The sequence below is a fragment of the Arenimonas caeni genome, assembly GCF_003024235.1.
GTDB classification, from domain to species: Bacteria; Pseudomonadota; Gammaproteobacteria; order Xanthomonadales; family Xanthomonadaceae; genus Arenimonas; species Arenimonas caeni.
Map to the genome: position 1 here is coordinate 13,523 of NZ_KZ679101.1, position 21,721 is coordinate 35,243.

Annotated in this window: 18 protein-coding genes, 2 pseudogenes and 1 riboswitch; of the genes and pseudogenes, 6 read left to right on the forward strand and 14 right to left on the reverse strand. The window is 69.8% G+C overall.

The features are described 5' to 3' along the window. Window positions 1–68: 68 nt before the first annotated feature. Entirely contained in the window at window positions 69–2,102 is a 2,034-nt protein-coding gene (locus tag C6N40_RS12805; protein ID WP_106991424.1) for a sodium-translocating pyrophosphatase, read from the forward strand. A 181-nt stretch (window positions 2,103–2,283) separates the two neighbouring features. Here the strand turns inward: C6N40_RS12805 and C6N40_RS12810 are convergent, their stop codons facing one another. Continuing rightward, the gene (locus C6N40_RS12810; protein ID WP_162782222.1) at window positions 2,284–2,646 is read right to left on the reverse strand and encodes an Hpt domain-containing protein; all 363 of its coding nucleotides are present in this window, start codon (window positions 2,644–2,646) and stop codon (window positions 2,284–2,286) included. A gap of 193 nt (window positions 2,647–2,839) precedes the next feature. Here C6N40_RS12810 and ppa point away from each other — a divergent pair, with 193 nt between their 5' ends. Next, complete coding sequence (ppa, locus tag C6N40_RS12815; RefSeq protein WP_106991426.1) at window positions 2,840–3,388, forward strand: inorganic diphosphatase; 549 nt, start codon at window positions 2,840–2,842, stop codon at window positions 3,386–3,388. 9 nt (window positions 3,389–3,397) lie between these two features. Here ppa and C6N40_RS12820 read toward each other — a convergent pair whose 3' ends face one another. From C6N40_RS12820 to C6N40_RS12835, 4 genes are all read right to left on the reverse strand, one after another. Continuing rightward, window positions 3,398–3,976 (reverse strand): DUF6445 family protein, encoded by a 579-nt coding sequence (locus C6N40_RS12820; protein WP_106991427.1) that lies wholly within the window; start codon window positions 3,974–3,976, stop codon window positions 3,398–3,400. Between the two features lie 10 nt (window positions 3,977–3,986). Continuing rightward, the gene (thiC, locus tag C6N40_RS12825; RefSeq protein ID WP_106991445.1) at window positions 3,987–5,870 is read right to left on the reverse strand and encodes a phosphomethylpyrimidine synthase ThiC; all 1,884 of its coding nucleotides are present in this window, start codon (window positions 5,868–5,870) and stop codon (window positions 3,987–3,989) included. 65 nt (window positions 5,871–5,935) lie between these two features. After that, window positions 5,936–6,033, reverse strand: a riboswitch (TPP riboswitch). Between the two features lie 42 nt (window positions 6,034–6,075). After that, window positions 6,076–9,147, reverse strand: coding sequence for an efflux RND transporter permease subunit (locus C6N40_RS12830; protein WP_106991428.1), 3,072 nt, complete (start codon window positions 9,145–9,147; stop codon window positions 6,076–6,078). Window positions 9,148–9,154: 7 nt separating this feature from the next. Beyond that, window positions 9,155–10,279: an efflux RND transporter periplasmic adaptor subunit gene (locus C6N40_RS12835; RefSeq protein ID WP_240183526.1), complete on the reverse strand. Its 1,125-nt coding sequence runs from the start codon at window positions 10,277–10,279 to the stop codon at window positions 9,155–9,157. 62 nt (window positions 10,280–10,341) lie between these two features. Here C6N40_RS12835 and C6N40_RS12840 point away from each other — a divergent pair, with 62 nt between their 5' ends. The 3 genes from C6N40_RS12840 to C6N40_RS12850 all read left to right on the forward strand — a co-directional run bounded on the left by C6N40_RS12840 (window position 10,342) and on the right by C6N40_RS12850 (window position 13,142). After that, on the forward strand, window positions 10,342–10,983 hold the full coding sequence (locus tag C6N40_RS12840; RefSeq protein WP_106991430.1) for a TetR/AcrR family transcriptional regulator: 642 nt from the start codon (window positions 10,342–10,344) through the stop codon (window positions 10,981–10,983). A gap of 138 nt (window positions 10,984–11,121) precedes the next feature. After that, on the forward strand, window positions 11,122–11,775 hold the full coding sequence (locus tag C6N40_RS12845; RefSeq protein WP_106991431.1) for a protein-L-isoaspartate O-methyltransferase family protein: 654 nt from the start codon (window positions 11,122–11,124) through the stop codon (window positions 11,773–11,775). 17 nt (window positions 11,776–11,792) lie between these two features. Further along, window positions 11,793–13,142 carry a TolC family outer membrane protein gene (locus C6N40_RS12850; protein ID WP_106991432.1) on the forward strand — a complete coding sequence of 450 codons (1,350 nt, stop codon included), beginning with the start codon at window positions 11,793–11,795 and terminating at the stop codon, window positions 13,140–13,142. A 21-nt stretch (window positions 13,143–13,163) separates the two neighbouring features. Here C6N40_RS12850 and waaA read toward each other — a convergent pair whose 3' ends face one another. Continuing rightward, window positions 13,164–14,465 (reverse strand): lipid IV(A) 3-deoxy-D-manno-octulosonic acid transferase, encoded by a 1,302-nt coding sequence (gene waaA, locus C6N40_RS12855; protein ID WP_205208609.1) that lies wholly within the window; start codon window positions 14,463–14,465, stop codon window positions 13,164–13,166. A gap of 62 nt (window positions 14,466–14,527) precedes the next feature. Between waaA and lpxL the strand changes: the two genes are divergently transcribed. Then, window positions 14,528–15,439 carry an LpxL/LpxP family Kdo(2)-lipid IV(A) lauroyl/palmitoleoyl acyltransferase gene (gene lpxL, locus C6N40_RS12860; RefSeq protein ID WP_106991433.1) on the forward strand — a complete coding sequence of 304 codons (912 nt, stop codon included), beginning with the start codon at window positions 14,528–14,530 and terminating at the stop codon, window positions 15,437–15,439. A 139-nt stretch (window positions 15,440–15,578) separates the two neighbouring features. Here lpxL and C6N40_RS12865 read toward each other — a convergent pair whose 3' ends face one another. From C6N40_RS12865 to C6N40_RS14515, 8 genes and pseudogenes are all read right to left on the reverse strand, one after another. Beyond that, window positions 15,579–16,457 (reverse strand): lysophospholipid acyltransferase family protein, encoded by an 879-nt coding sequence (locus C6N40_RS12865; RefSeq protein ID WP_162782223.1) that lies wholly within the window; start codon window positions 16,455–16,457, stop codon window positions 15,579–15,581. A 5-nt stretch (window positions 16,458–16,462) separates the two neighbouring features. Continuing rightward, on the reverse strand, window positions 16,463–17,722 hold the full coding sequence (locus C6N40_RS12870) for an O-antigen ligase family protein (protein ID WP_106991435.1): 1,260 nt from the start codon (window positions 17,720–17,722) through the stop codon (window positions 16,463–16,465). After that, window positions 17,700–18,812: a glycosyltransferase gene (locus C6N40_RS12875; protein WP_106991436.1), complete on the reverse strand. Its 1,113-nt coding sequence runs from the start codon at window positions 18,810–18,812 to the stop codon at window positions 17,700–17,702. The genes C6N40_RS12870 and C6N40_RS12875 overlap by 23 nt, the downstream gene beginning before the upstream one ends. 15 nt (window positions 18,813–18,827) lie before the next feature. Continuing rightward, complete coding sequence (locus C6N40_RS12880) at window positions 18,828–19,031, reverse strand: zinc-finger domain-containing protein (RefSeq protein WP_106991437.1); 204 nt, start codon at window positions 19,029–19,031, stop codon at window positions 18,828–18,830. Between the two features lie 110 nt (window positions 19,032–19,141). Beyond that, window positions 19,142–19,366, reverse strand: a pseudogene (locus tag C6N40_RS12885) (integrase core domain-containing protein); the annotation flags it as partial. A gap of 87 nt (window positions 19,367–19,453) precedes the next feature. Continuing rightward, window positions 19,454–19,582: pseudogene (locus C6N40_RS14565) on the reverse strand (RHS repeat-associated core domain-containing protein); the annotation flags it as partial. Window positions 19,583–19,669: 87 nt separating this feature from the next. Continuing rightward, on the reverse strand, window positions 19,670–19,969 hold the full coding sequence (locus C6N40_RS14140) for a hypothetical protein (protein WP_162782224.1): 300 nt from the start codon (window positions 19,967–19,969) through the stop codon (window positions 19,670–19,672). After that, window positions 19,969–21,345: an RHS repeat domain-containing protein gene (locus C6N40_RS14515; protein WP_240183527.1), complete on the reverse strand. Its 1,377-nt coding sequence runs from the start codon at window positions 21,343–21,345 to the stop codon at window positions 19,969–19,971. Before C6N40_RS14515 ends, C6N40_RS14140 begins: the two co-directional genes overlap by 1 nt. Between the last annotated feature and the right edge of the window lie 376 nt (window positions 21,346–21,721).

Sequence of the window (21,721 nt, forward strand, 5' to 3'; positions counted from 1 at the left end):
CATACTCGACCGGAGCGGCCGGTCGGCCGCTTACGTTTGTTCGCTGTTTGACTCTGGGGAGGGTTGGCATGTTTGAGCAGTACGGACTACATCTCGCGATCGCCTGTGCGGTGGTCGCCATTCTTTACGGCATCGTCGTGGCGCGCTGGATCGTCGGCCAGCCGGCCGGCAACGAGCGCATGCAGCAGATCGCCGCGGCCGTGCAGGAGGGCGCGGGCGCCTACCTGAGCCGCCAGTACCGCACCATCGCCATCGTCGGCGTGCTGCTGTTCCTGGTGATCGGCTTCGTGCCCGGCCTGGGCTGGCCCACCGCGATCGGCTTCGCCATCGGCGCGATCCTCTCGGGCGCGGCCGGCTTCATCGGCATGTTCGTCTCGGTGCGCGCCAACGTGCGCACGGCGCAGGCGGCCACCACCAGCCTCAACACCGCGCTCAACGTCAGCTTCAAGGGCGGCGCCATCACCGGCATGCTGGTGGTCGGCCTGGGCCTGCTCGGCGTGGCCGGCTACTTCTGGTACACGATCGGTTCGGGCGCGCACGACGCCGCGTCGGTGCAGGCGGCCATGCAGCCGATGATCGGCCTGGCCTTCGGCAGCTCGCTGATCTCCATCTTCGCGCGCCTGGGCGGCGGCATCTTCACCAAGGGCGCCGACGTCGGCGCCGACCTGGTGGGCAAGGTCGAAGCCGGCATCCCGGAGGATGACCCGCGCAACCCGGCCGTGATCGCCGACAACGTGGGCGACAACGTCGGCGACTGCGCCGGCATGGCCGCCGACCTGTTCGAGACCTACGCCGTCACCGTGATCGCCGCGATGCTGATCGCCGGCATCGCCTTCACCACCTACGGCTGGGCCGGCGTGCTCTACCCGATGGTGCTGGGCGCCGTGTCCATCGTCGCCTCGATCGTCGGCACCTTCTTCGTGAAGGTGAAGGACGGCGGCAAGATCATGAACGCGCTCTACCGCGGCCTGGCCGTCTCCGGCGTGCTCGCGGCGGTCGGCTTCTGGTTCATCACCGACAACATGTTCAGCGCCAAGCTGGGCATGCCGCTGTTCTGGTGCGCCCTGATCGGCCTGGGCCTGACCGCGGCGATGGTGGTGATCACCGAGTACTACACCGCCACCGAATACGCCCCGGTGCAGGACGTGGCCAAGGCCTCCGAGACCGGCCACGGCACCAACGTGATCGCCGGCCTGGCCGTGTCGATGAAGTCGACCGCGGCGCCGGTGCTGGCCGTGGCCGCCGCCATCTGGGGCTGCTACGAGCTGGCCGGCCTGATGGGCATCGCGATCGCCGCCACCTCGATGCTGTCGATGGCGGGCATGATCGTGGCGCTCGACGCCTACGGCCCGATCACCGACAACGCCGGCGGCATCGCCGAGATGTCGGGCATGGACCCGGAAATCCGCAAGACCACCGACGCCCTGGACGCCGTGGGCAACACCACCAAGGCCGTGACCAAGGGTTACGCCATCGGTTCGGCCGGCCTGGCCGCGCTGGTGCTGTTCGCCGACTACGCCCACAAGCTGCAGGAATCGGGCACGCAGGTGAACTTCTCGATCGACAACCCGGACGTGGTGATCGGCCTGCTGATCGGCGGCATGATCCCCTACCTGTTCGGCGCCTTCGCCATGCAGGCGGTGGGCCGTGCGGCCGGCGCGGTGGTGGAGGAAGTGCGCCGCCAGTTCCGCGAGATCAAGGGCATCATGGAGGGCACCGGCAAGCCCGAGTACGACAAGGCGGTTGACCTGCTGACCAAGGCCGCGATCCGGGAAATGATCATTCCCTCGATGCTGCCGCTGTTCATCCCGATCATCGTCGGCCTGGTGCTGGGCGCCGACGCGCTCGGCGGCCTGCTGATGGGCACCATCGTGACCGGCCTGTTCGTGGCGATCTCGATGTGCACCGGCGGCGGCGCCTGGGACAACGCCAAGAAGTACATCGAGGAAGGCCACCACGGCGGCAAGGGCAGCGAGGCCCACAAGGCCGCGGTCACCGGCGACACCGTCGGCGACCCGTACAAGGACACCGCCGGCCCGGCCATCAACCCGCTGATCAAGATCATCAACATCGTGGCCCTGCTGCTGATCCCGATGCTGTAATCGGGCTGCGCAGGCTGGAGACGAAAAACCCCGGCTCCGGCCGGGGTTTTTCTTCGCACAGCGTCGTCCCAGGAGCCCCCTTGGTGCATTTTCGGGGACGGGTGCATTAAAGAAGGGGGTCAGGCTCACTTGGTTCCTGAGTGAGCCTGACCCCCTTCTTTAATGCACCCGTCCCCTGCCGTCAGATCTGGGGAACCTCTTGCAGCAGCAGGATCAGCGCATCGCGGGTGCGGCGGCGCAGTTCGACGAAGAGCGCGTCGATGGCTTCGGAGCCAAGCTGTTCGTCCTCGAGGTGCTCGAGGCTGTGGCAGACCTCGACCAGGGCCGAGGCGCCCATGGCCAGGGCGGCCGAGCGCAGGTAGTGCGCGGCCTTGCCCAGGGCATCGGCGTCGCCGGCGGCCTGGGCGGCTTCCATCTTCTTCACCAGGTCCGGCGCCTCGTGCACGAACATGCGCACGAACTCGCTGAAGGCGCCGGGCTGGTCGCGGTCGAGCATGCGCAGCAGTTCCAGCGCCTTGGGGTCGAGCAGGGATTGTGCTGCCATGGCGGGGGCTTCCGGTGGGCCAACCGCCATTCTCGCCGCTGCCCCCGGCCCTGCCTAGCCCCTGATTTCCTGCCCTGGCGGGAGGGCCGCCAGGCCCGGAACGGCCAGTCTGGCCTGAAGGCCCGCCTGCGGAGGGTGTATCCTTTCGCCCCCCACGAAAGCCCTCCCCCGGGCGGATAAAGGAGTATCTGCAATGGCCCTAGACCTGGTGCCCACCGGCCGCGACGTGCCGAACGAAATCAACGTCGTCATCGAGATCCCCAAGGACGCCGAGCCGGTCAAGTACGAGGTCGACAAGGGTACCGGCGCCATTTTCGTGGACCGCATCCTGTCCACCCCGATGCGCTACCCCTGCAACTACGGCTACGTGCCCAAGACCCTGTGCGGCGACGGCGACCCGGTCGACGTGCTGGTCATCCTGCCGCTCACCCTGATCCCCGGCTCGGTCATCCGCTGCCGTCCGGTGGGCCTGCTGAAGATGAAGGACGAGGCCGGCGAGGACACCAAGCTGCTGGCCGTGCCGGTGGACAAGGTGTTCTCCGGCTATTCGCACATCAACGACATCAGCCAGGTCAGCCAGCACTGGCTCGACCGCATCGGCCACTTCTTCGAGCACTACAAGGACCTGGAGAAGGGCAAGTGGGTCAAGCTCGACGGCTGGGAAGGCGCCGACGCGGCCCGCCGCGAAATCCTCGACTCCGTGCAGCGCTTCGAGGCCAGCCCCGAGACGCTCAACTACTGAGCCAGGGGCTCACGAGGCCCGGCGCCGGCAGGTGAACCGGGCCTCGAGCACCAGCCGGCCGGTGTCCGGGTCATCGCCCGGCCGGTCGCGCGAACCGACGTCGGGGGCGTGCCAGCGCCCGCCGTCGAACACCACCAGCCGGTTGTACTTCGCCGGCACGCGCACGGCCTCATCGTCGTCGAGCATCGGCGCGGCCGGGAACACCAGCCCGCCGGTGGACGGGTCCTCGGCCAGGAACAGCACGGCCACCACGGCACCCTGCCCGGGTTCGGCCGTCGAGGCGCGCACCGGCGCCACCGGCGGCGACGTGGTCAGCGAAAGCCAGCCCTGGGTGCCGAGCACCCGGCGAAAGCCCAGCCGCTCGCGCAGGTGCTCGGAGAAATACACCGCCAGCGGCGCCAGCAGCGGCCCGGGCAGCGCGATGCGCCGCACCGGGTAGCCCGCCAGCGGGTCGGGCCGCAACTGGTCGGCGTGCTGCCTGGCCGTATTGCGCCAGCGCCCCGGCACCTCCAGCGCGTCGTCGACGACGTAGGCCGTGGCCCCGCCGGGCAGGGCCACGGCTTCGATGCGCGGACGGGGCTTGAACACGGCGCTTACCTCATTCCCGGCGATAGACCTGCGCGCCCTGGGCGCGGAACTCGGCCGCCTTTTCGGCCAGGCCCTGCTCCAGCGCCTGGGCCTCGTCGGCGACCCCCTTGCCGGCAGCATACTCGCGCACGTCCTGGGTGATCTTCATCGAACAGAAGTGCGGGCCGCACATCGAGCAGAAGTGGGCGACCTTGTGGGCGTCCTTGGGCAGGGTTTCGTCGTGGTATTCGCGGGCCCGCTCCGGGTCCAGGCCCAGGTGGAACTGGTCCTCCCAGCGGAACTCGAAACGCGCCTTGCTCAGCGCGTTGTCGCGCGCCTGGGCGCCCGGGTGGCCCTTGGCCAGGTCGGCGGCGTGGGCGGCGATGCGGTAGGCCATCAGGCCCTCGCGCACGTCGGCCTTGTTGGGCAGGCCCAGGTGCTCCTTGGGCGTGACGTAGCAGAGCATGGCGGTGCCGAACCAGCCGATCATCGCCGCGCCGATGGCGCTGGTGATGTGGTCGTAGCCCGGCGCGATGTCGGTGGTCAGCGGGCCGAGCGTGTAGAACGGCGCCTCGCCGCACTCGCGCAACTGCTTGTCCATGTTCTCCTTGATCAGCTGCATCGGCACGTGGCCGGGGCCTTCGATCATGGTCTGCACGTCGTGCTTCCAGGCGATCTTCGTCAGCTCGCCCAGGGTCTCGAGCTCGCCGAACTGGGCGGCGTCGTTGGCATCGGCGATCGAGCCCGGGCGCAGGCCGTCGCCCAGCGAGAAGCTGACGTCGTAGGCCTTCATGATTTCGCAGATTTCCTCGAAGTGCGTGTAGAGGAAATTCTCCTTGTGGTGGGCCAGGCACCACTTGGCCAGGATCGAGCCGCCGCGGCTGACGATGCCGGTCACGCGCCTGGCGGTCAGCGGCACGTAGCGCAGCAGCACGCCGGCGTGGATGGTGAAGTAGTCCACGCCCTGTTCGGCCTGCTCGATCAGCGTGTCGCGGAAGATCTCCCAGGTCAGCTCCTCGGCCTTGCCGTCCACCTTCTCCAGCGCCTGGTAGATGGGCACGGTGCCGATCGGCACCGGCGAGTTGCGGATGATCCACTCGCGGGTCTCGTGGATGTGCTTGCCGGTGGACAGGTCCATCACCGTGTCGGCGCCCCAGCGGATGGCGTAGACCAGCTTCTCCACTTCCTCGGCGATGCCCGACGAGACCGCCGAGTTGCCGATGTTGGCATTGACCTTGGTGAGGAAATTGCGGCCGATGATCATCGGCTCGATTTCCGGGTGGTTGATGTTGGCCGGGATGATGGCGCGGCCGCGGGCCACCTCGTCGCGCACGAACTCGGGCGTGATGAGTTTCGGCAGGCTGGCGCCGAAGGACTCGCCGGCGTGCTGGCGCAGCAGGTGCGCCTCGGTGATGGCCTCGATGCGCTGGTTCTCGCGGATGGCGATGTATTCCATCTCCGGCGTGATGATGCCGCGGCGCGCGTAGTGCATCTGGCTGACGTTGCGGCCGGCCAGGGCGCGGCGCGGCGGGCGCAGGGCCGGGAAGCGCACCGCATCGAGCTTCGCGTCGGCGGCGCGGGCGCGACCGAACTCGCTGCTCAGGCCCTCGAGCGCGGCGCAGTCGCCGCGCTCGGCGATCCACTGCGCACGCAGGGCCGGCAGGCCGGTGGCGAGGTCGATGCGGGCGTCCGGGTCGGTATAGGGGCCCGAGGTGTCGTAGACGGAGAAGGGCGCGTTCGGCTCCTGGATGCCGTACATGCGCGGCGTCGGCGAGAGCGCGATCTCGCGCATCGGCACCTTCAGGTCGGGCCGCGAGCCCTCCACGTGGACCTTGCGCGAGCCGGGGATCGGCCGGGTGACTTCTTCGGAAAGCTGCTGGGCCTGGCGCAGCAGCTCGGTGGGCAGGGCATTCATGGCGTCGTCCTTCTGGACCCCGGACGGGGCGGGAACGAAGCGGCGGCGCCGGGCGCCGGCCCACGGGCCGCCACCACGAAGCTTCCCTACGCCGGTATCAACCGGATCAGGTTCAAAGGGTCTTTCTCAGCCCAGGCGACGCCGGGCACCCCCGCTTCCGGCGGCCATTGAACCATTTTCGCGGGCTCCGGGCACGTGGCCTGCCTCACGACCTCGCGGGATTCGGCACCCGGAACCACGCGGCGTAGAGCGCCGGCAGGAACAGCAGGGTCAGCGCCGTGGCGATGATCAGGCCGCCCATGATGGCCACGGCCATCGGCCCGAAGAATTCGCTGCGCGAGAGCGGGATCATGGCCAGCACGGCCGCCAGGGCGGTGAGCACGATCGGGCGGAAGCGACGCACCGTGGCATCCACCACCGCGCGGGCCGGCGGGCTGCCGGCGGCGATGTCCTGCTCGATCTGGTCCACCAGGATCACCGAGTTGCGCATGATCATGCCGCTGAGCGCGATCGTGCCCAGCATCGCCACGAAGCCGAACGGCACCCGGAACACCAGCAGGAACAGCACCACGCCGATCAGGCCCAGCGGCGCGGTCAGCGCCACCATCAGCGTGCGCGGGAAGCTGCGCAGCTGGATCATCAGCAGGGTGATCACCACGAACACGAACAGCGGCACGCCCGCGGCCACCGAGCGCGAGCCGCGACCGGAGTCCTCGACGGTGCCGCCGGTTTCGAGCAGGTAGCCCGGCGGCAGCATCGCCCGCACGTCCCCGAGCGTGGGCAGGATTTCATTGGTGACCGTCGGCGGCGTCACGTCGCCGTAGATGTCGGCGCGCACGGTCACCGTCGGCAGGCGGTTGCGGTGCCAGATGATGCCGTCCTCGAAGCCATGCTCGAGCGTGGCGATCTGCGACAGCGGCACGGCGCGGCCGTCGCCGGCCGGCACCGCCAGGCTGCCCAGCAGCGACAGCCGCTCGCGCTCCTCGACCGGGCCGCGCAGCAGGATCTCGATCTGCTCGTTGCCCTCGCGGTAGGTGCTGATCGTGGTGCCGGAGAGCGAACCGCGCAGGAAGGCCGCCACCTTGGCCGAACTCACGCCCAGCACGCGGGCGCGCTCCTGGTCGATCGCCAGGCGCACCACCTTGCTCGGCTCGTCCCAGTCGAGGTTGACGTTGGTGACGTGCGGATTGGCGCGCACGCGTTCGGCCACCTCGCGCGCCAGCCGGCGCACTTCGTCCACGTGCTCGCCGGACACCCGGAACTGCACCGGGAAGCCCACCGGCGGACCGTTCTCGAGCCGCTGCACGCGCGCCTGCACGTCGCTGAACTCCTCGCCGAACAGTTCGATCAGCCAGGTCCGCAGGCGCTCGCGGGCCTCCATGTCGGGCGTCAGGATCACGAACTGGGCGAAGTTGGCCTGCGGGAGCTTCTGGTCCAGCGGCAGGTAGAAGCGCGGGCTGCCCGAACCGACGTAGGCGACGTAGCTTTCCACGTCCTCCTGGTCCTCGAGCGCCCGTTCCAGCCGGGCCGCCACCGCCTCCGTGGCCAGCAGGGACGAACCTTCGGCCAGCTCCAGGTCCACCATCAGCTCCAGCCGCGTCGAGGACGGGAAGAACTGCTGGGGCACGAAGCGGAACATCGCCACGCTCAGCGCGAACGCCGCCACCGTCACCGCGATCACCAGGCCGCGGTTGCGCACGCACCAGACCACGGTCGAGCGCACGCGCTTGTAGAAGGGCGTGGCGTACGGGTCGTGGCCGCGGTGCCCGCCGCCGCCCGGCTCGGGCTTCGGCTCGGGCAGCAGCTTGTCGCCCAGGTAGGGAATGAACACCACCGCCGCGATCCACGACACCAGCAGCGCGATCGTCACCACCTGGAAGATCGAGCGGGTGTACTCGCCGGTGCTCGAGGCGGCGGTGGCGATGGGCAGGAAGCCCGCCGCGGTCACCAGGGTGCCGGTGAGCATCGGGAAGGCGGTGGACTTCCACATGAAGGCGGCGGCGCGCAGGCGGTCGTAGCCCTGCTCCATCTTCACCGCCATCATCTCGACCGCGATGATGGCGTCGTCCACCAGCAGGCCCAGCGCCAGCACCAGGGCGCCGAGCGAGATCTTGTGCAGGCCGATGTCGAAGTAGTCCATCAGCGCGAAGGTCATCGCCAGCACCAGCGGGATCGACAGCGCCACCACCAGGCCGGTGCGGAAGCCCAGCGAGAAGAAGCTCACCACCAGCACGATCACCACCGCCTCGGTGAGCACGCGCACGAACTCGGCCACCGAGCTGCGCACGGCCTTGGGCTGGTCGGAGACCTTGCTCAGCGTCATGCCCACCGGCAGGTCCTGCTGCAGGCGCGCGAACTCGGCGTCGAGCACCTCGCCCAGGCGGATGATGTCGCCGCCGTCGCGCATGGCCACGGCGATGCCGATGGCGTTTTCGCCCATGAAACGCATGCGCGGCGCCGCCGGGTCGGCGAAGCCGCGGTGCACGTCGGCCACGTCGCCGAGCCGGAAGCTGCGGTCGCCGACGCGGATGGGGAAGTTCCGGATCTCCTCCACGCTGTCGAAGCGCCCCGAGACCCGCAGCTGCACGCGGTCGGTGGCCGTCTCGAAGAAACTGGCTGGCGCCACCGCGTTCTGCTCGTCGATGGCCCGCTGCACCAGCTCCAGCGGCACGCCCAGCGTGGCCAGCTTGGTGTTCGACAGCTCGATCCAGATCTTCTCGTCCTGCAGGCCGACCAGCTCGATCTTGCCCACGTCGGGCACCCGCAGCAGTTCGAGCTCGATGCGCTCGGCGTAGTCCTTGAGCGTGGCGTAGTCGAAGCCCTCGCCGGTGAGCGCGTAGATGTTGCCGAAGGTGTCGCCGAACTCGTCGTTGAAGAACGGCCCCACCACGCCCTGCGGCAGGGTGTGGCGGATGTCGCCGACCTTCTTGCGCACGTCGTACCACAGCGCCGGCAGCTCGCTCGAGACCATCGAGTCGCGCGACATCAGCATCACCAGGCTTTCGCCGGCACGCGAGTACGAGCGCACGAACTCGTAGCGCCCGGTCTCCATCACTTCCTTCTCGACCTTGTCGGTGACCTGCCGCGCCACTTCCTCGGCGGTCGCGCCCGGCCAGAAGGTGCGCACCACCATGATCTTGAAGGTGAAGGGCGGGTCCTCGGACTGGCCCAGGTTCTGGTAGCTGGTGATGCCCAGCAGCGCCAGCACCAGCATGGCGTAGAGCACCAGCGAGCGATTGCGCAGCGCCCACTCGGAAAGGTTGAAGCGGCTGTCCATGGCGACCTCAGTCCGCGGCGGCGGCGAGCGGGATCGGGCGGTTCTGGTGGTCGATCGGACGCACCTTCTGGCCCTCGCGCAGCAGGTGCACGCCGGCCGCCACCACCCACTCGCCGGCCTGCAGCCCGGCCGTCACCGGCACCGTGGACTCGCCGTAGGCGCCCACCTGCACCGGCCGCAGGGAAACGGTGGAATCGGCGGGGTCGACCACCCAGAGCGCGGGCTGGCCGTCCTTCGCATGCAGCGCCGACAGCGGCACCGCCATCAGTCCGGTGTCGCCGCCGTTGGCGTAGACGCGCGCGCTCTGGCCCAGGTCCACGGCCGCGTCGCCGGGCTGGAAGGCCACCCGCGCGGCGAACGTGCGCGCCTGCGGATCGGCCGAAGGCGAGATCTCCCTGAGCTGGCCAGGGAAGCGCTTGCCCGGCAGCGACCACAGCTCCACCGACAGCGGGCGGCCGACCGGGAACAGCGAGGCTTCGCGCTCGGGGACCGAGATGGCCACTTCGCGCGGGCCGTCCTCGGCCAGCACGAACACGGTCTGCCCGGCGGCCACCACCTGGCCGGCCTCGGCCACGCGCTGGGCGATGACACCATCGGCCGGCGCACGCAGCACCGCATAGCCGGCCTGGTTCACCGACACCCGGGCCTGGGCGCGGGCCTGGCGCACGCGTGCCTCGGCGGCCTCGTACTGCGACTTGCGCGCGTCGTAGAGCGACTGGCTGACCAGCTGCTGGCCCAGCAGCTGCTGGTAGCGCTCAAGTTCCGACTTCGCCAGCGCCAGATCGGCCTCGGCCGACACCAGCTGGGCCTGGGCCGCCTCGCGCTGCAGCGCCACGTCGGAGGCGTCGAGCTCGGCGAGCACCTGGCCGGCCTTCACGCGCTGGCCCACCTCGACCTGCCGGCGGGCGATCTTGCCGCCGATGCGGAAGGCCAGGGCCGGCTCGTGCCGCGCCCGCACTTCACCGGCGTAGGCCGTCGGCGCCGCGCCCTGCGCGCTGGCCTGCACCACCCAGGCCGGCCGCGCCGGCGCCTCGTTGGCGGCCTCGTCGCCACAGCCCGCGAGCAGGGCCAGCAGGCCCGCCGACAGGATCCAGCGTCGCGTGGAGAAGGTGGTCATGACGGCGGTGCTCACGTTGAATTGGGCGGATGGTAGCTTTACCATACTCGCCAGTTCAATAATCACATGCCCTGCACATGAGCGCCCCCGCCCGCCCGGCCTCCCCGGGCCGTCCCAAGGACCTGGAAAAGCGCGCCGCAATCCTCGATGCGGCCAAGGCGCTGTTCCTGGCCCGCGGCTACGAGGGCACGGCCATGGACGCGGTGGCGCAGACCGCCGGGGTCTCCAAGCTGACCGTCTACAGCCACTTCCAGGACAAGGAAACCCTGTTCCTGGAGGCGGTGAAGGCCAGCTGCGAGGACCTGCTGCCGGCCGACCTGTTCGACGTCCGCTTCCAGGGCCCGATGCGCCAGCAGTTGCTGCGCATCGGCAAGGCCCTGTTCCGGCTGATCACGTCCGACGAAGCCGTGGCGGTGCACCGGATCATGGGCCAGCAGCGGCCCGCCGGCTCCACCCTGCCCGAGCTGTTCTGGGACGCCGGCCCGCGCCGCATCCACGAAGCGTTCGCCGCCTTCCTGCGCGCCGAGGCCGAGGCCGGCGAGCTGGAAGTGTCCGACTGCGACCTCGCCGCGCACCAGTTCCTGGCCCTGCTCAAGGGCGAGTGCCACGCCCGCCTGCTGTGCGGCTGCCCGGCCGCCCTGGCCGGCGATGCGCTGGACCGTCACCTCGACGCGACGGTGGACATGTTTCTTCGTGCCTACGGGCCGGTGCGGCGATGAACGCTGAACCGCGCCCGCCGGCGCCGGTTGTCTCAATGACCAATGGCACTACGGGTGCCGTCGGACGCCCCGCATCCTTCCCGCAGACCCGCCCCGGGCGTAGAATTGCAGCCCTTGTGATTCAAGGATTTAGCCGTAATGACCATTGACTTCCAGCAGGCCCGCTTCGCCATGGTCGAACAGCAGGTTCGACCCTGGGACGTGCTCGACCCGCGCGTGCTCGAAACGCTGATGACCGTGCGTCGCGAGGACTTCGTGCCGCCGCGCCACCGCAAGCTGGCCTTCGCCGACCTGCCGCTGCCGCTCGAGCACGGCGAGGTGATGATGAAGCCGGTGGTCGAGGGCCGCATGCTGCAGGCCGTGGCGCTGGAGCCCTCCGACGAGGTGCTCGAGGTCGGCACCGGCTCGGGCTTCGTCACCGCCTGCCTGGCCAATCTGGCGCGCGAAGTCACCAGCATCGACCGCCATGCCGATTTCACCGAGCGCACCCGCGCCCGCCTGGTCGCCGACGGCATCACCAACGTGCGCCTCGAGACCGTCGACGTGTTCGACTGGCAGCCTGGCCGCCAGTTCGACGCCATCTGCGTCACCGGCGCCGTGGCCACCGATCCCGAGCGTTTCGCCGGCTGGCTGCGGCCGGGCGGCCGCCTGTTCGTCATCCACGGCCAGTCGCCGGTGCAGGAAGCCATCCTGCTCACCCGCGACGGCGACGGCCTCCTCCGCGAAAGCCTGTTCGAGACCGACGTGCCCTACCTGCACGGCGCCGAGCCGGCCCCGCAGTTCACCCTTTGAATCCAGGACCCTCCCCCATGCGCCTGAGCCTTCGCCCCATTGCCTTCGCCATCCTGCTCGCCGGTACCGCCGGCGGCGCCTCGGCCGCCGACCTGATGCAGGCCTATGAGCTGGCCCGCCAGTCCGACCCGGTGCTGGCCGCCGCCGAATCCGAGCGCCTGATCACCGGCGAAGGCGTGGTGCAGAACCGCGCCCGCCTGCTGCCGCAGATCAGCGGCAGCGCCAACCTCACCGACAGCCGCATCCGCGGCGTCGACGGCTACGACCGCGACCGCAGCTACGGGCTGAGCCTGAGCCAGTCGCTCTACGACCACGGCAACTACACCGCGCTGCGTGCCTCCAAGCTGCGCGACGAGCAGGCCGCCTTCGGCCTGAAGGCCGAGTCCGACAACCTGCTGGTGCGCGTGGCCGACGCCTACTTCAACGTGCTCACCGCCATCGAGACGCTGGCGTCCTCGCGCGCCGAGGAGCGCTCGGTCAAGCGCCAGCTCGACCAGGCCGAGAAGCGCCTGGAAGTGGGCCTGGCCCCGATCACCGACGTGCACGAAGCCCGCGCCCGCTACGACAGCGCCCGCGCCAACGCCATCGCCGCCACCACCGCGCTCGAGGATGCCCGCGAGGCCCTGGCCGAGATCACCGGCGAGCGCCTGGACGGGCTCAGGGGCCTGTCGCCGGACTTCAAGCCGGAGAACACCGACTCGCGCAGCGCCGACGAGTGGGTGGCGATCGCCAATGAATCCAACCCGACCCTGCGCGCCGCCGAGCTGGCCCTGGCCGCGGCCGAGCGCGACATCGGCACCGCCCGCGCCGGCCACCTGCCGTCGCTCTCGGCCAGCGCCTCGATCGGCGACAACGCCGGCTGGCAGAACGAATACCCGGGCGGCCCGAACACCTCGGGCGGCGGCAGCAGCGTCGGCATCTCGCTGAGCGTGCCGCTGTACGCCGGCGGCGCGGTCCAGTCGGGCGTGCGCCAGGCCGTCTACGGCCGCGACATCGCCGCCGACCGCCTGGAGCAGCAGCGCCGCGCGGTCGAGCGCCTGACCCGCAACGCCCAGCGCTCGCTGTCGGCGGGCGAGGCCGAGGTCGAGGCGCGCCGCCTGTCGGTGGTTTCGGCCCAGGCCGCCTACGAGGCCAGCGAGGCCGGCCTCGAGGTCGGTACCCGCACCATCGTCGACGTGCTGATCAGCCAGCAGGCGCTGTTCCAGGCCCAGCGCGAGTACGCCCGCGCCCGCCACGCCTTCCTGGTCAACACCCTGCGCCTGAAGCAGGCCGCCGGCACCATCTCGCTCGAAGACCTGCAGGCGGTGAACGCCGTGCTGGTGGCCGATGCCGAGGCGGCCCTGGCCGACTTCGAAGGCGCGCAGTAAGCCCGACCCGGGCCGGCGCGCTCAGCGCCGGCCCGCCAGGACCTCGTCGATCAGGTCCAGCGTGCGCGCCACCGCGCCGCCCGATTCCGCCACCGCGCGACGCGCCGCGTCGCCCATCGCCCGGCACGCCGCCGGATCCCCCAGCAGTTCGCGGATCGCCGCCGCCATCGCCTCGGCGCCGGCAACCTGGCGCAGGCCACCGGCCTCGCCAAGCTGGCGGGTGACGTCCTTGAAGTTGAAAGTGTGCGGGCCGACCACGGCGGGCACGCCGAGCGCCGCCGGCTCGAGCACGTTGTGGCCGCCGACCTCGCACAGGCTGCCGCCGACGAAAGCGACGTCGGCCGCGGCGAAGAACGACAGCAGCTCGCCGATCGTATCGACCACGAACACCTGGCTTGCCTCGCCCGGCAGGCCGTCGGCGCTGCGCGTGGCCACGGCCAGCCCGGCCTCCTGCGCGGCGGCGGCCACCGGCGCGAAACGCTCCGGGTGGCGTGGCGCCCAGAGCAGCAGCGCGTCGGGACGTTCGGCCAGCAGCGCGCGGTGCGCCGCGACCACCTGCGCCTCCTCCGGCGGATGGGTGGAGGCGGCGATCCACACCGGCCGCGCCGCACCCCAGCCTGCGCGCCAGCCGCGCGCCTGTTCGTGGAGGCCCGCCGGCACCGGCAGGTCGTACTTGAGGTTGCCGGTGACGGTGATGCGTGCCGGGTCGGCGCCGATGCGTTCGAGCCGGGCGGCGTCGGCGCGCGACTGCGCCGCCACCAGGTCCACGGTGCCCATCGCCAGCCTCGCCAGCCGGCGCACCGGCAGGTAGCCGCGCAGCGAGCGCTCGGACAGGCGCGCATTCACCATCACCAGCGGAATGCCGCGGCGCTCGCACTCGATGTAGAGGTTGAGCCAGATTTCGGTCTCGACGATCACCGCCAGCGCCGGCCGGGCGCGGTCGAGGAAACGCCGCACGATGCCGCGCAGGTCGTAGGGGACGTAGACGTGGTGGACGCGATCGCCCCACAGCGCGCGCACGCGTTCGGAGCCGGTGGGCGTGATGGTGGTGACCAGCAGCGGCCGGTCGGGGTGCCGCGCCAGCAGGCCATCGACCAGCGGCCGGGCGGCGATCACCTCGCCCACCGAGACGGCGTGCACCCACAGGGTGTCGTGCAGGTCGAGCTTGCCGTCCAGCCAGCCGTAGCGCTCGCCCCAGCGGCGCAGGTAGTCGCGCTGGCGCATGCCGCGCCAGATCAGGTGGTAGAGCGTGATCGGGAAAGCCAGTCGCAGGACCAGGCCGTAGAGGCCCAGCAGCATCCGCTGGCCAAAGCTGAGGTGCATGGCGCGCAGGATAACCGAGCCGGGCCGCGGCGCGCCGGCGCCAGCGGCTAGAATGGGCGCGCATGGCCACGCCCGAGCTGCCCCCGCCGCCCCTCTCGCCCCGCACCTGGCCCACCTGGCTGGCGATCGGCCTGGGCTGGACGGTCGCGCGCTGGCCCTGGTGGCTGCAGCGGCGCGCCGGGCCGGTGCTGGGGCGCGCGCTGATGCACCTGCTGGGTTCGCGCCGGCGCGTGGCCGACACCAACCTGCGCATCTGCTTCCCGGAGCTCGACGACGCGGCGCGCGCGCACCTGCTGCGCCGCAACTTCGAGTCGCTGGGCCTGGGCCTGTTCGAGTTCCTGCGCGCCTGGTGGGGCCGGCTGGCGCCGGTGGACCGGGGCTGCGAAATCAGCGGGCTCGACCACCTCGAGGCCGCCCGCGCCGACGGCCGCGGCGTGATCCTGGTGTCGGCGCACTTCACCACGCTCGAAGTCTGCCTGCGCCTACTGTGCCAGCACATCGAGCTGGGCGCGATGTACCGGCCGCACGAGCAGGCGGCACTGGAATGGGCGGTCAAGCGCGGCCGGCTGCGGCACGCCAAGGCGATGTTCGCGCGCGACGAGCTGCGCCCGGCCATCCGCCACCTCAAGCAGGGCGGCGTGCTGTGGTTCGCGCCCGACCAGGAAACCCGGCGCGGCGAGAGCGTGTTCGTGCCCTTCTTCGGCCAGCCGGCCTGGAGCCTGACCTCCACCCACCAGCTGGCGCGGCTGGGCGGCGCGGCGGTGCTGCCGCTGTTCCACGAACGCCTGGACGACGGCCGCTACCGGCTGGAGATCGGCGCGCCGCTCGACGGCTTCCCCACCCGCGACGCCACCGCCGACACCGCGCGCATCATGGCCACGCTCGAAGGCCTGATCCGCCGCCGCCCCGACCAGTACCTGTGGCTGCACCAGCGCTTCAAGCGCCAGCCCGACGGCTCCCGCCGCCGCTATTAGGGGACGGGTGCATTTAAAGAAGGGGGTCAGGTTCACTTATTTCCAGTATGTGAACCTGACCCCCTTCTTTAAATGCACCCGTCCCCTTTTCTCACCGGGGTCGGAGGTAACTTGCCTGCGGCAAATTACCTCCGACCCCTCAGTAGACCGGCGGCTCGCCAGGAGGGCGGGTCTTGAACCGCCGGTGCGCCCAAAGGTATTGCGCCGGGCACTCGCGCACCACCGCCTCGAGTTCCTGCATGTAACGTGCGGCGTCGCGCACCGGGTCATCCGAAGGCCAGTCCGGCCACCCCGCCTCGATGCGGATGCGGTAGCGGCCATCGGCTTCGCGCCGGTACCAGAACGGCAGCAGCACGGCGCGGCCACGGCGCACCAGCTCCGGCGTGGCGGTGAGCGTGGCGGCCAGCACGCCGAAGAAGGGCACGAAGGCATTCTGGTAGGTGAAGTTCTGGTCGGCCGAATACACCACCGGCTCGCCGGCCTGCAGCGCGCGGATCAGCCCGCGCACATCCTTCTTGCCGACGCTCGGCCCGAACACCGCCGCGCGCGAGCGCTCGAACCAGCGCTCGAGGCAGGCGCTGTTGTGGCGACGCACGACCACGCGCGCCGGCCGCCCCAAGGCTTCGCCCAGCAGCCGCGTGGCCAGCTCGGTATGGGTGAAATGGCCGCACATCAGCAACACGCCCTGCCCGCGCGCCAGCGCCGCCTGCAGGTGCTCCAGCCCTTCGATCCCGGCCAGGCCGTGCAGCCGCGACGACGGCGCATGCCAGGCGCGCAGCAGCTCGAGCGCACCGATGACGGTGTTCACCACGCTGCGGTCGGCCAAGCGGCGCCGCTCGCCGGGCGGGAGCGAAGGAAAGCACAGATCCACGTTGATGCGGGCGATGCGCCGGCGCGAGCGCAGCAGCGGCCAGCCCAGCCAGGCCAGCGCGCGCCCCAGCGCCAGCAGCGCGCCCTGCGGCAGGCGCGCCACCACCCAGGCGAGGCCATGCAGCAGGGGCGTGGCGACACAGCGCACGCCGCTCAGGCCTCGTCCGTCGCCGGCTCCCCGCCGCCCGACAGCAGGCTGCCGGCGTAGAGCGCGGACAGCAGCAGCACCAGCCCGCCCCAGAAGGTGGAATACACCGCCAGGTGGGTGTTGAACGGGAACACCGTGACCACCAGCGCCAGCGCCGGCGCCCGCGCGCGCAGCCGGGCCGCGGGCGCGGCGACGCGCCAGGCCTGCCAGGCCAGCGCCACGCCGCCGAGCCAGAAGAAGGCGCCGACGAATCCGGTTTCGCTCAGCACCTCGAGCACGATCTGGTGGGCGTGGTAACCGGCGCCGTGTTCGGCATCGGCGAGCCAGGGGTCGTCGTCCGCTGCGTAGGCCGGATAGGCGTCGCGGAAGCTGCGAACGCCGACGCCGTTGACCGGGTGCGCCAGCGCCATGTCCACCGCCGTGCGCCAGATCGGCAGCCGGCCGGAAAGCGCATGGTCCATGCCCGCCGCATCACCCTCGAGCGCGGCCGTCGTGCGTTCGAAGCGGGCCTGGAGCGCGTCGGAGCAGGCCAGCGCGCCCAGCATCACCAGCGCCGACGCCGCCACCATGGCCAGCACCACGCGCCGGGCGCGGAACTGCATCCAGCCGCTGGCCAGCAGCACCAGGCCCAGCGTGAGCCAGGACGCGCGCGCGCCCGCCAGCAGCACCACGACCACCAGGGCCAGGGCCACCGCCATCCAGCCCGCCACGCCGAAGCGTTCGGCCGCCGCGGTGAGCGGGAACGGTGCCAGGCTGGCCAGCACCAGGCCCAGCTTGAGGTTGCCGGCGCCGAACACGCCGCTCAGGCGGTCGGCCGTGGCCGGCCCGCCCAGGCTCCAGCCGGTGGCGGCCTGCACCAGTCCGTCGAGCAGCCAGAAGCCGGCGATCACGGCCAGACCGGTGAAAGTGAGCCGGCGACCCCGCTCGTTCGCCACCGCCATCGCCACCAGCCACAGGAAAGGCAGGTAGCGCAGGTCGAGCAGGGTTTCGCGCCATGCACGCGGGGCGTTGAAGGCGTCGGGCGCCGAGATCAGCTCGGGCAGCCAGTAGGCCAGGAAGAGCACCGTCGTCAGCGCCCAGGCCTCGTGGCTGAGCAGGGCCATGCCGCCGCGGAAGCGCTGCAGCAGCAGCACGGCCAGCGCCGCCAGCGCGCCCAGCGAAAGCACGGCTTCGGCCGGGCCGGTGAGCGGCCACAGCGCCACCGAGGCCAGCACCCACCACGGGGCCCAGCGCAGGGACGCTTCAGGTTTGGACGAGTCGCTCATACAGCTCCAGCGTGGCCGACTGCATCGCCGCCAGGGTGTGGGGGATGGTAACCGGCATCGGCGGCGGCGCCGACAGCAGGGCGCGGGCGGTGCCGGCCAGGACGGTGCGGTCGCCCGGCCGCACGGCGCCGAGCGGATACAGGCCGGCCAGCAACTCGCCGACGCCGCCCCGGTCCCAGGCCAGCACCGGCCGGCCCACCGACAGGGCCTCGATGACGGTGCGGCCGAAGGCCTCGGGTTTGTTCGACAGCTGCAGCACCAGGTCGGCGACGGCGTAGGCGTCGACGATGTCGCTGCGCGGCGGGCTGATGGCCAGCACCGAACGCACGCCGAGCTCGGTGGCCAGGGCCTCGAGCTCGGCCACGTAGGCCTCGCGGCCGGCTTCGCGCGCGCCCAGCAGCCACAGGCGCGCGTCCTCGCCGGCATTGCGCAGGTCCGCCAGCAGGCGGATGGCGTCGGCGTGGCCCTTCAGGCGGGTGCCGCGAGCGGGCAGCAGCAGCAGGCGGCCGTCCTGCAGTTCGGGGAACTCTTCGGCGAAACGGGCGCGCCACCCGGCCGTGGGCTGGTGGCCGCGCGGGAACCGGGCCGGGTCGATGCCGCGTTCGATCACCTGCAGGCGGGCCGGGTCGGTGCCGGGCCAGTGCCGCAGCACGTGTGCGCGCACGGTTTCGGAGACGCAGATCACCTGCTCGCCGCGCGCCATGATGCCGCTGTAGCGGCCCGGCGAATTCAGGCCGTGCACGGTGGTGACGAAACACGGGCGCGGCGCCGGCAGGCCGCGCAGTGCGTGCCAGCCGAGCCAGGCCGGCAGGCGCGAGCGGGCGTGCACAATATCGGGCTTGAGCCGCGCCAGCTCGGCGCGCAGGCGCCGCATCGTGGCGAAGGCGGCCAGCGACTTGCGGCCCACGGGCAGGTTGATGTGCTCGCCGCCGGCGGCTTCCAGCGCCGGCAGCAGGCGGCCACCCTCGGAAATGACGACGGCACGGTGCCCGGCCGCGACCAGCGCGGCGGTGATCTCGATCGTGGAGCGCTCGACCCCGCCGCTGTTCAGGGCGGGCAGCAGCTGGACGACGGTGAGGCGACGGGCCAAGGGCCGGGCGCCGGCTCAGTCCTTGAGCACGAACACCGCGCCGCAGTACGGGCAGGTGGCCGAGCCGCTGGCCTCGATGGGCAGGTAGACCCGCGGGTGCGAATTCCACAGCGCCATCGCCGGCGTCGGGCACGACAGCGGCAGCTCGGCGCGGGCGACCTCGTAACGACGCTCGGCATTGGCCGGCGCGCGGGCAGTGGCGGTGTCGGTGCGGGACATGGCGGGTTTCCTGGTGTGGGCCTCGGGATTTTACACCGGGCCGGCCCGCGCCGGGGCCGGCTAGCAAGCGTCGTTGACCGACGTCCCCCCGCTTTCAGTAGCGGGTCCATTTAGAGTCCGGGGTTAGGGTAGCCGATCTCGGCCATCCGTTTGGCGTAGGCGGCGGGCGTCAGCCCGCCCAGTGCTTTCTTGGGTCGCTCCTCGTTGTATTCCCGGCGCCAGGTTTCGATCACCGTCCGGGCGTGCAGGACGTTCTGGAACCAGTGCTCGTTGAGGCATTCGTCGCGCAGCCGGCCGTTGAAACTCTCGATGTAGGCGTTCTGGTTCGGCTTGCCACTGCTGAAGTTGTCGTAGGCGCTCACAACACCCATCACCACATTGCCGGCGTCCCAGACCGTTTCAATAATTCGGCCGTCGGGATCTTTGAACTTATACGGATTGTTGGCCGCATAGTTGTACCGATTGAAATTCCAGCCATTCTGCATATCCGACGACATCGGATCCGCCGACAGGAACCTCCCAACGGCGGGGTCGTAATAGCGCTGCTGCATGTAGCCAGCCTCGCCTCCGCATCGATCTAGCGCCCGCTAGCCCGCCGCCCTTATTGAGCTCATTGAGGACGTGGCAGCGCTTGCGGCCTACTTCTTCCAACCCCAATCAAGAAACATGCTTTCGAAGCTAGAAATGTCGAAGTCAACGTCTTCTCTCGGCTCTGGGAGGATTGAGAAGCCAAAGCCGCTGTTGCGCACGCTATTCAATACCGGCTTTACTTGCGAGTAGTCCAAGAAAATGAGCATCCCTTTCTTGGAGCCAACTCCGACTACCAACGCGCAAGGCGAGATGCTTGTGCCATCGTCAAGGTCGATGATCGGATATCGTAGTACTTCGACTCCCAATTCTTCACCTGCGCGACGTAGTTGATCAACGATGTGCGCCATTAGTCTTTATCTCTAATCGGTATATGGTCAACCGGACCGACGTGACCGTGAGGCTCTTGAGAGCTCGGGGCGCCTGAATCGTGCGCTTCTGGCCCTCGAACTTTTTCAGGAGGAAACGGGTCAGGCAGTTCACTGTTCAGTTCTTGATACGCCTTCATGTCAGCTTCCGTCATCCCTGTCCTCTTGTCAGCCTTCGCCATCTCTACTAGCGCTTGCTTTTCCTTGCTGAACACTTTTGCAGCTTTCTTAAGGGCCTTTCCTGCAAGGTCTCCGGCGCCAGGGACGACCCCTACAACGGCAGCGATCACGTTTACTGCGGTGGGATCCGCGATAGCTTCACCTATAGCTTTGCCGTCGCCTAGTATTGGCGTGAAGTCTACCGCCAGTTCAGCAACTTCCTCTATCGAACCCTGTGTTCCCGTGCTCTGCCCACTTGCAGTCATTCCACATCCGCCGCCCGATAAGCTGTCGCAGGCGCGCCCGTCGGGGTCGACGTTCTTGTATGGATTGTTTGCCGCGTAATTGTATCGGTTGAAATTCCAGCCGTTCTGCATGTCCGACGCCATCGGATCAGCCGACAGGAACCGCCCGATCGCCGGATCGTAATAGCGCTGCTGCATGTAGACCAGCTTCGACGCCGCGTCCATCTGGTGGCCGGTGTAGCCCGGGCCGTTGCTCCAGGTGCCGTCGGCGGGTTCGCCCCAGGCGGTCATGCGCTCGCGGCGGGTGACGTTGCCGGCGGCGTCGGTGAAGGCCACCGGGGTGCCCAGGGCGTCGGTGTGCTGGTAGGTCACTTCGGTGACCCCGCCACCTTGCGGCACCTTTCTCGCCGCCACGAGGCTGCCAGCGAGGTAGATGTGGTCGGTATTGACCGACGTCTTGTAGTCAGCGGTCCTCAACAGGCTGCCGGCATGGCTGTAGTATAAGTACGTCGACTTGTTGCCGCTTCGCTCCCTGACGCGCCGCCCCAATCCATCGTAGAGATAGCTGGCGTAACTGGGCAGGCGCGTTTCGATAACCCGGTTTTCCAAGTCGAAGACCAACGTGCCGCTGTCCTTGCTGGTGGTGTTGCCGCGGGCGTCGTAGCCGAAGCTGTGCAGCAGCGCGCCGGTGGGCGACTTGATCTGCGCCAGGCGGTTGTCGGCGTCGTAGTGGTGGCGGAACTGGCGGCTACCCTGGTCGAGCACCCGCAGGTTGTCGAGCGGGTCGTAGGCGAAGCTGCCATTACCACCCTGGGCCGGGCCGGCCACCACGCCGGCGAGCCGGTCGAGGGCGTCGTAGCTCATGTCGCGATCGCCCGGGCCACCGGCCAGGCCGTCGGAAATGGCCGCCACGTTGCCGTTGGCGTCGTAGTCGTAACTGTCGTCCAGCACCACGTTGGTGCCCAACGCGTCACGGCTGCGCTCGGGCAGCTGGCGCAGGTTGCGGGTCAGCGACTGGTTTCTGACAGCTCAGTGTCTGAAAAAACTTCCAATTCGAGCTTGTCTCCCGGAATGGAGACCAGAACACCTCGGAAACGCCCGAACAAGGTTCTTGAGGTTGCAGGCGGAAGGGATCGAACCCTTGCAATCAACTTCCTGGAGCCCTCCCAGTGGTCGATGCTCTTGCTTATTCGTGCGGCAATCACACCCTCTGAATCCTCAGCATCAGAAATGAATATTCCGTGCCGGGTAAACGTCAAGTAGCCAACAATCGAGACCTCTTGGCCGTCGCACTCAGATTGGTTCAAGAGGATCTGTTCCACAGAACTAC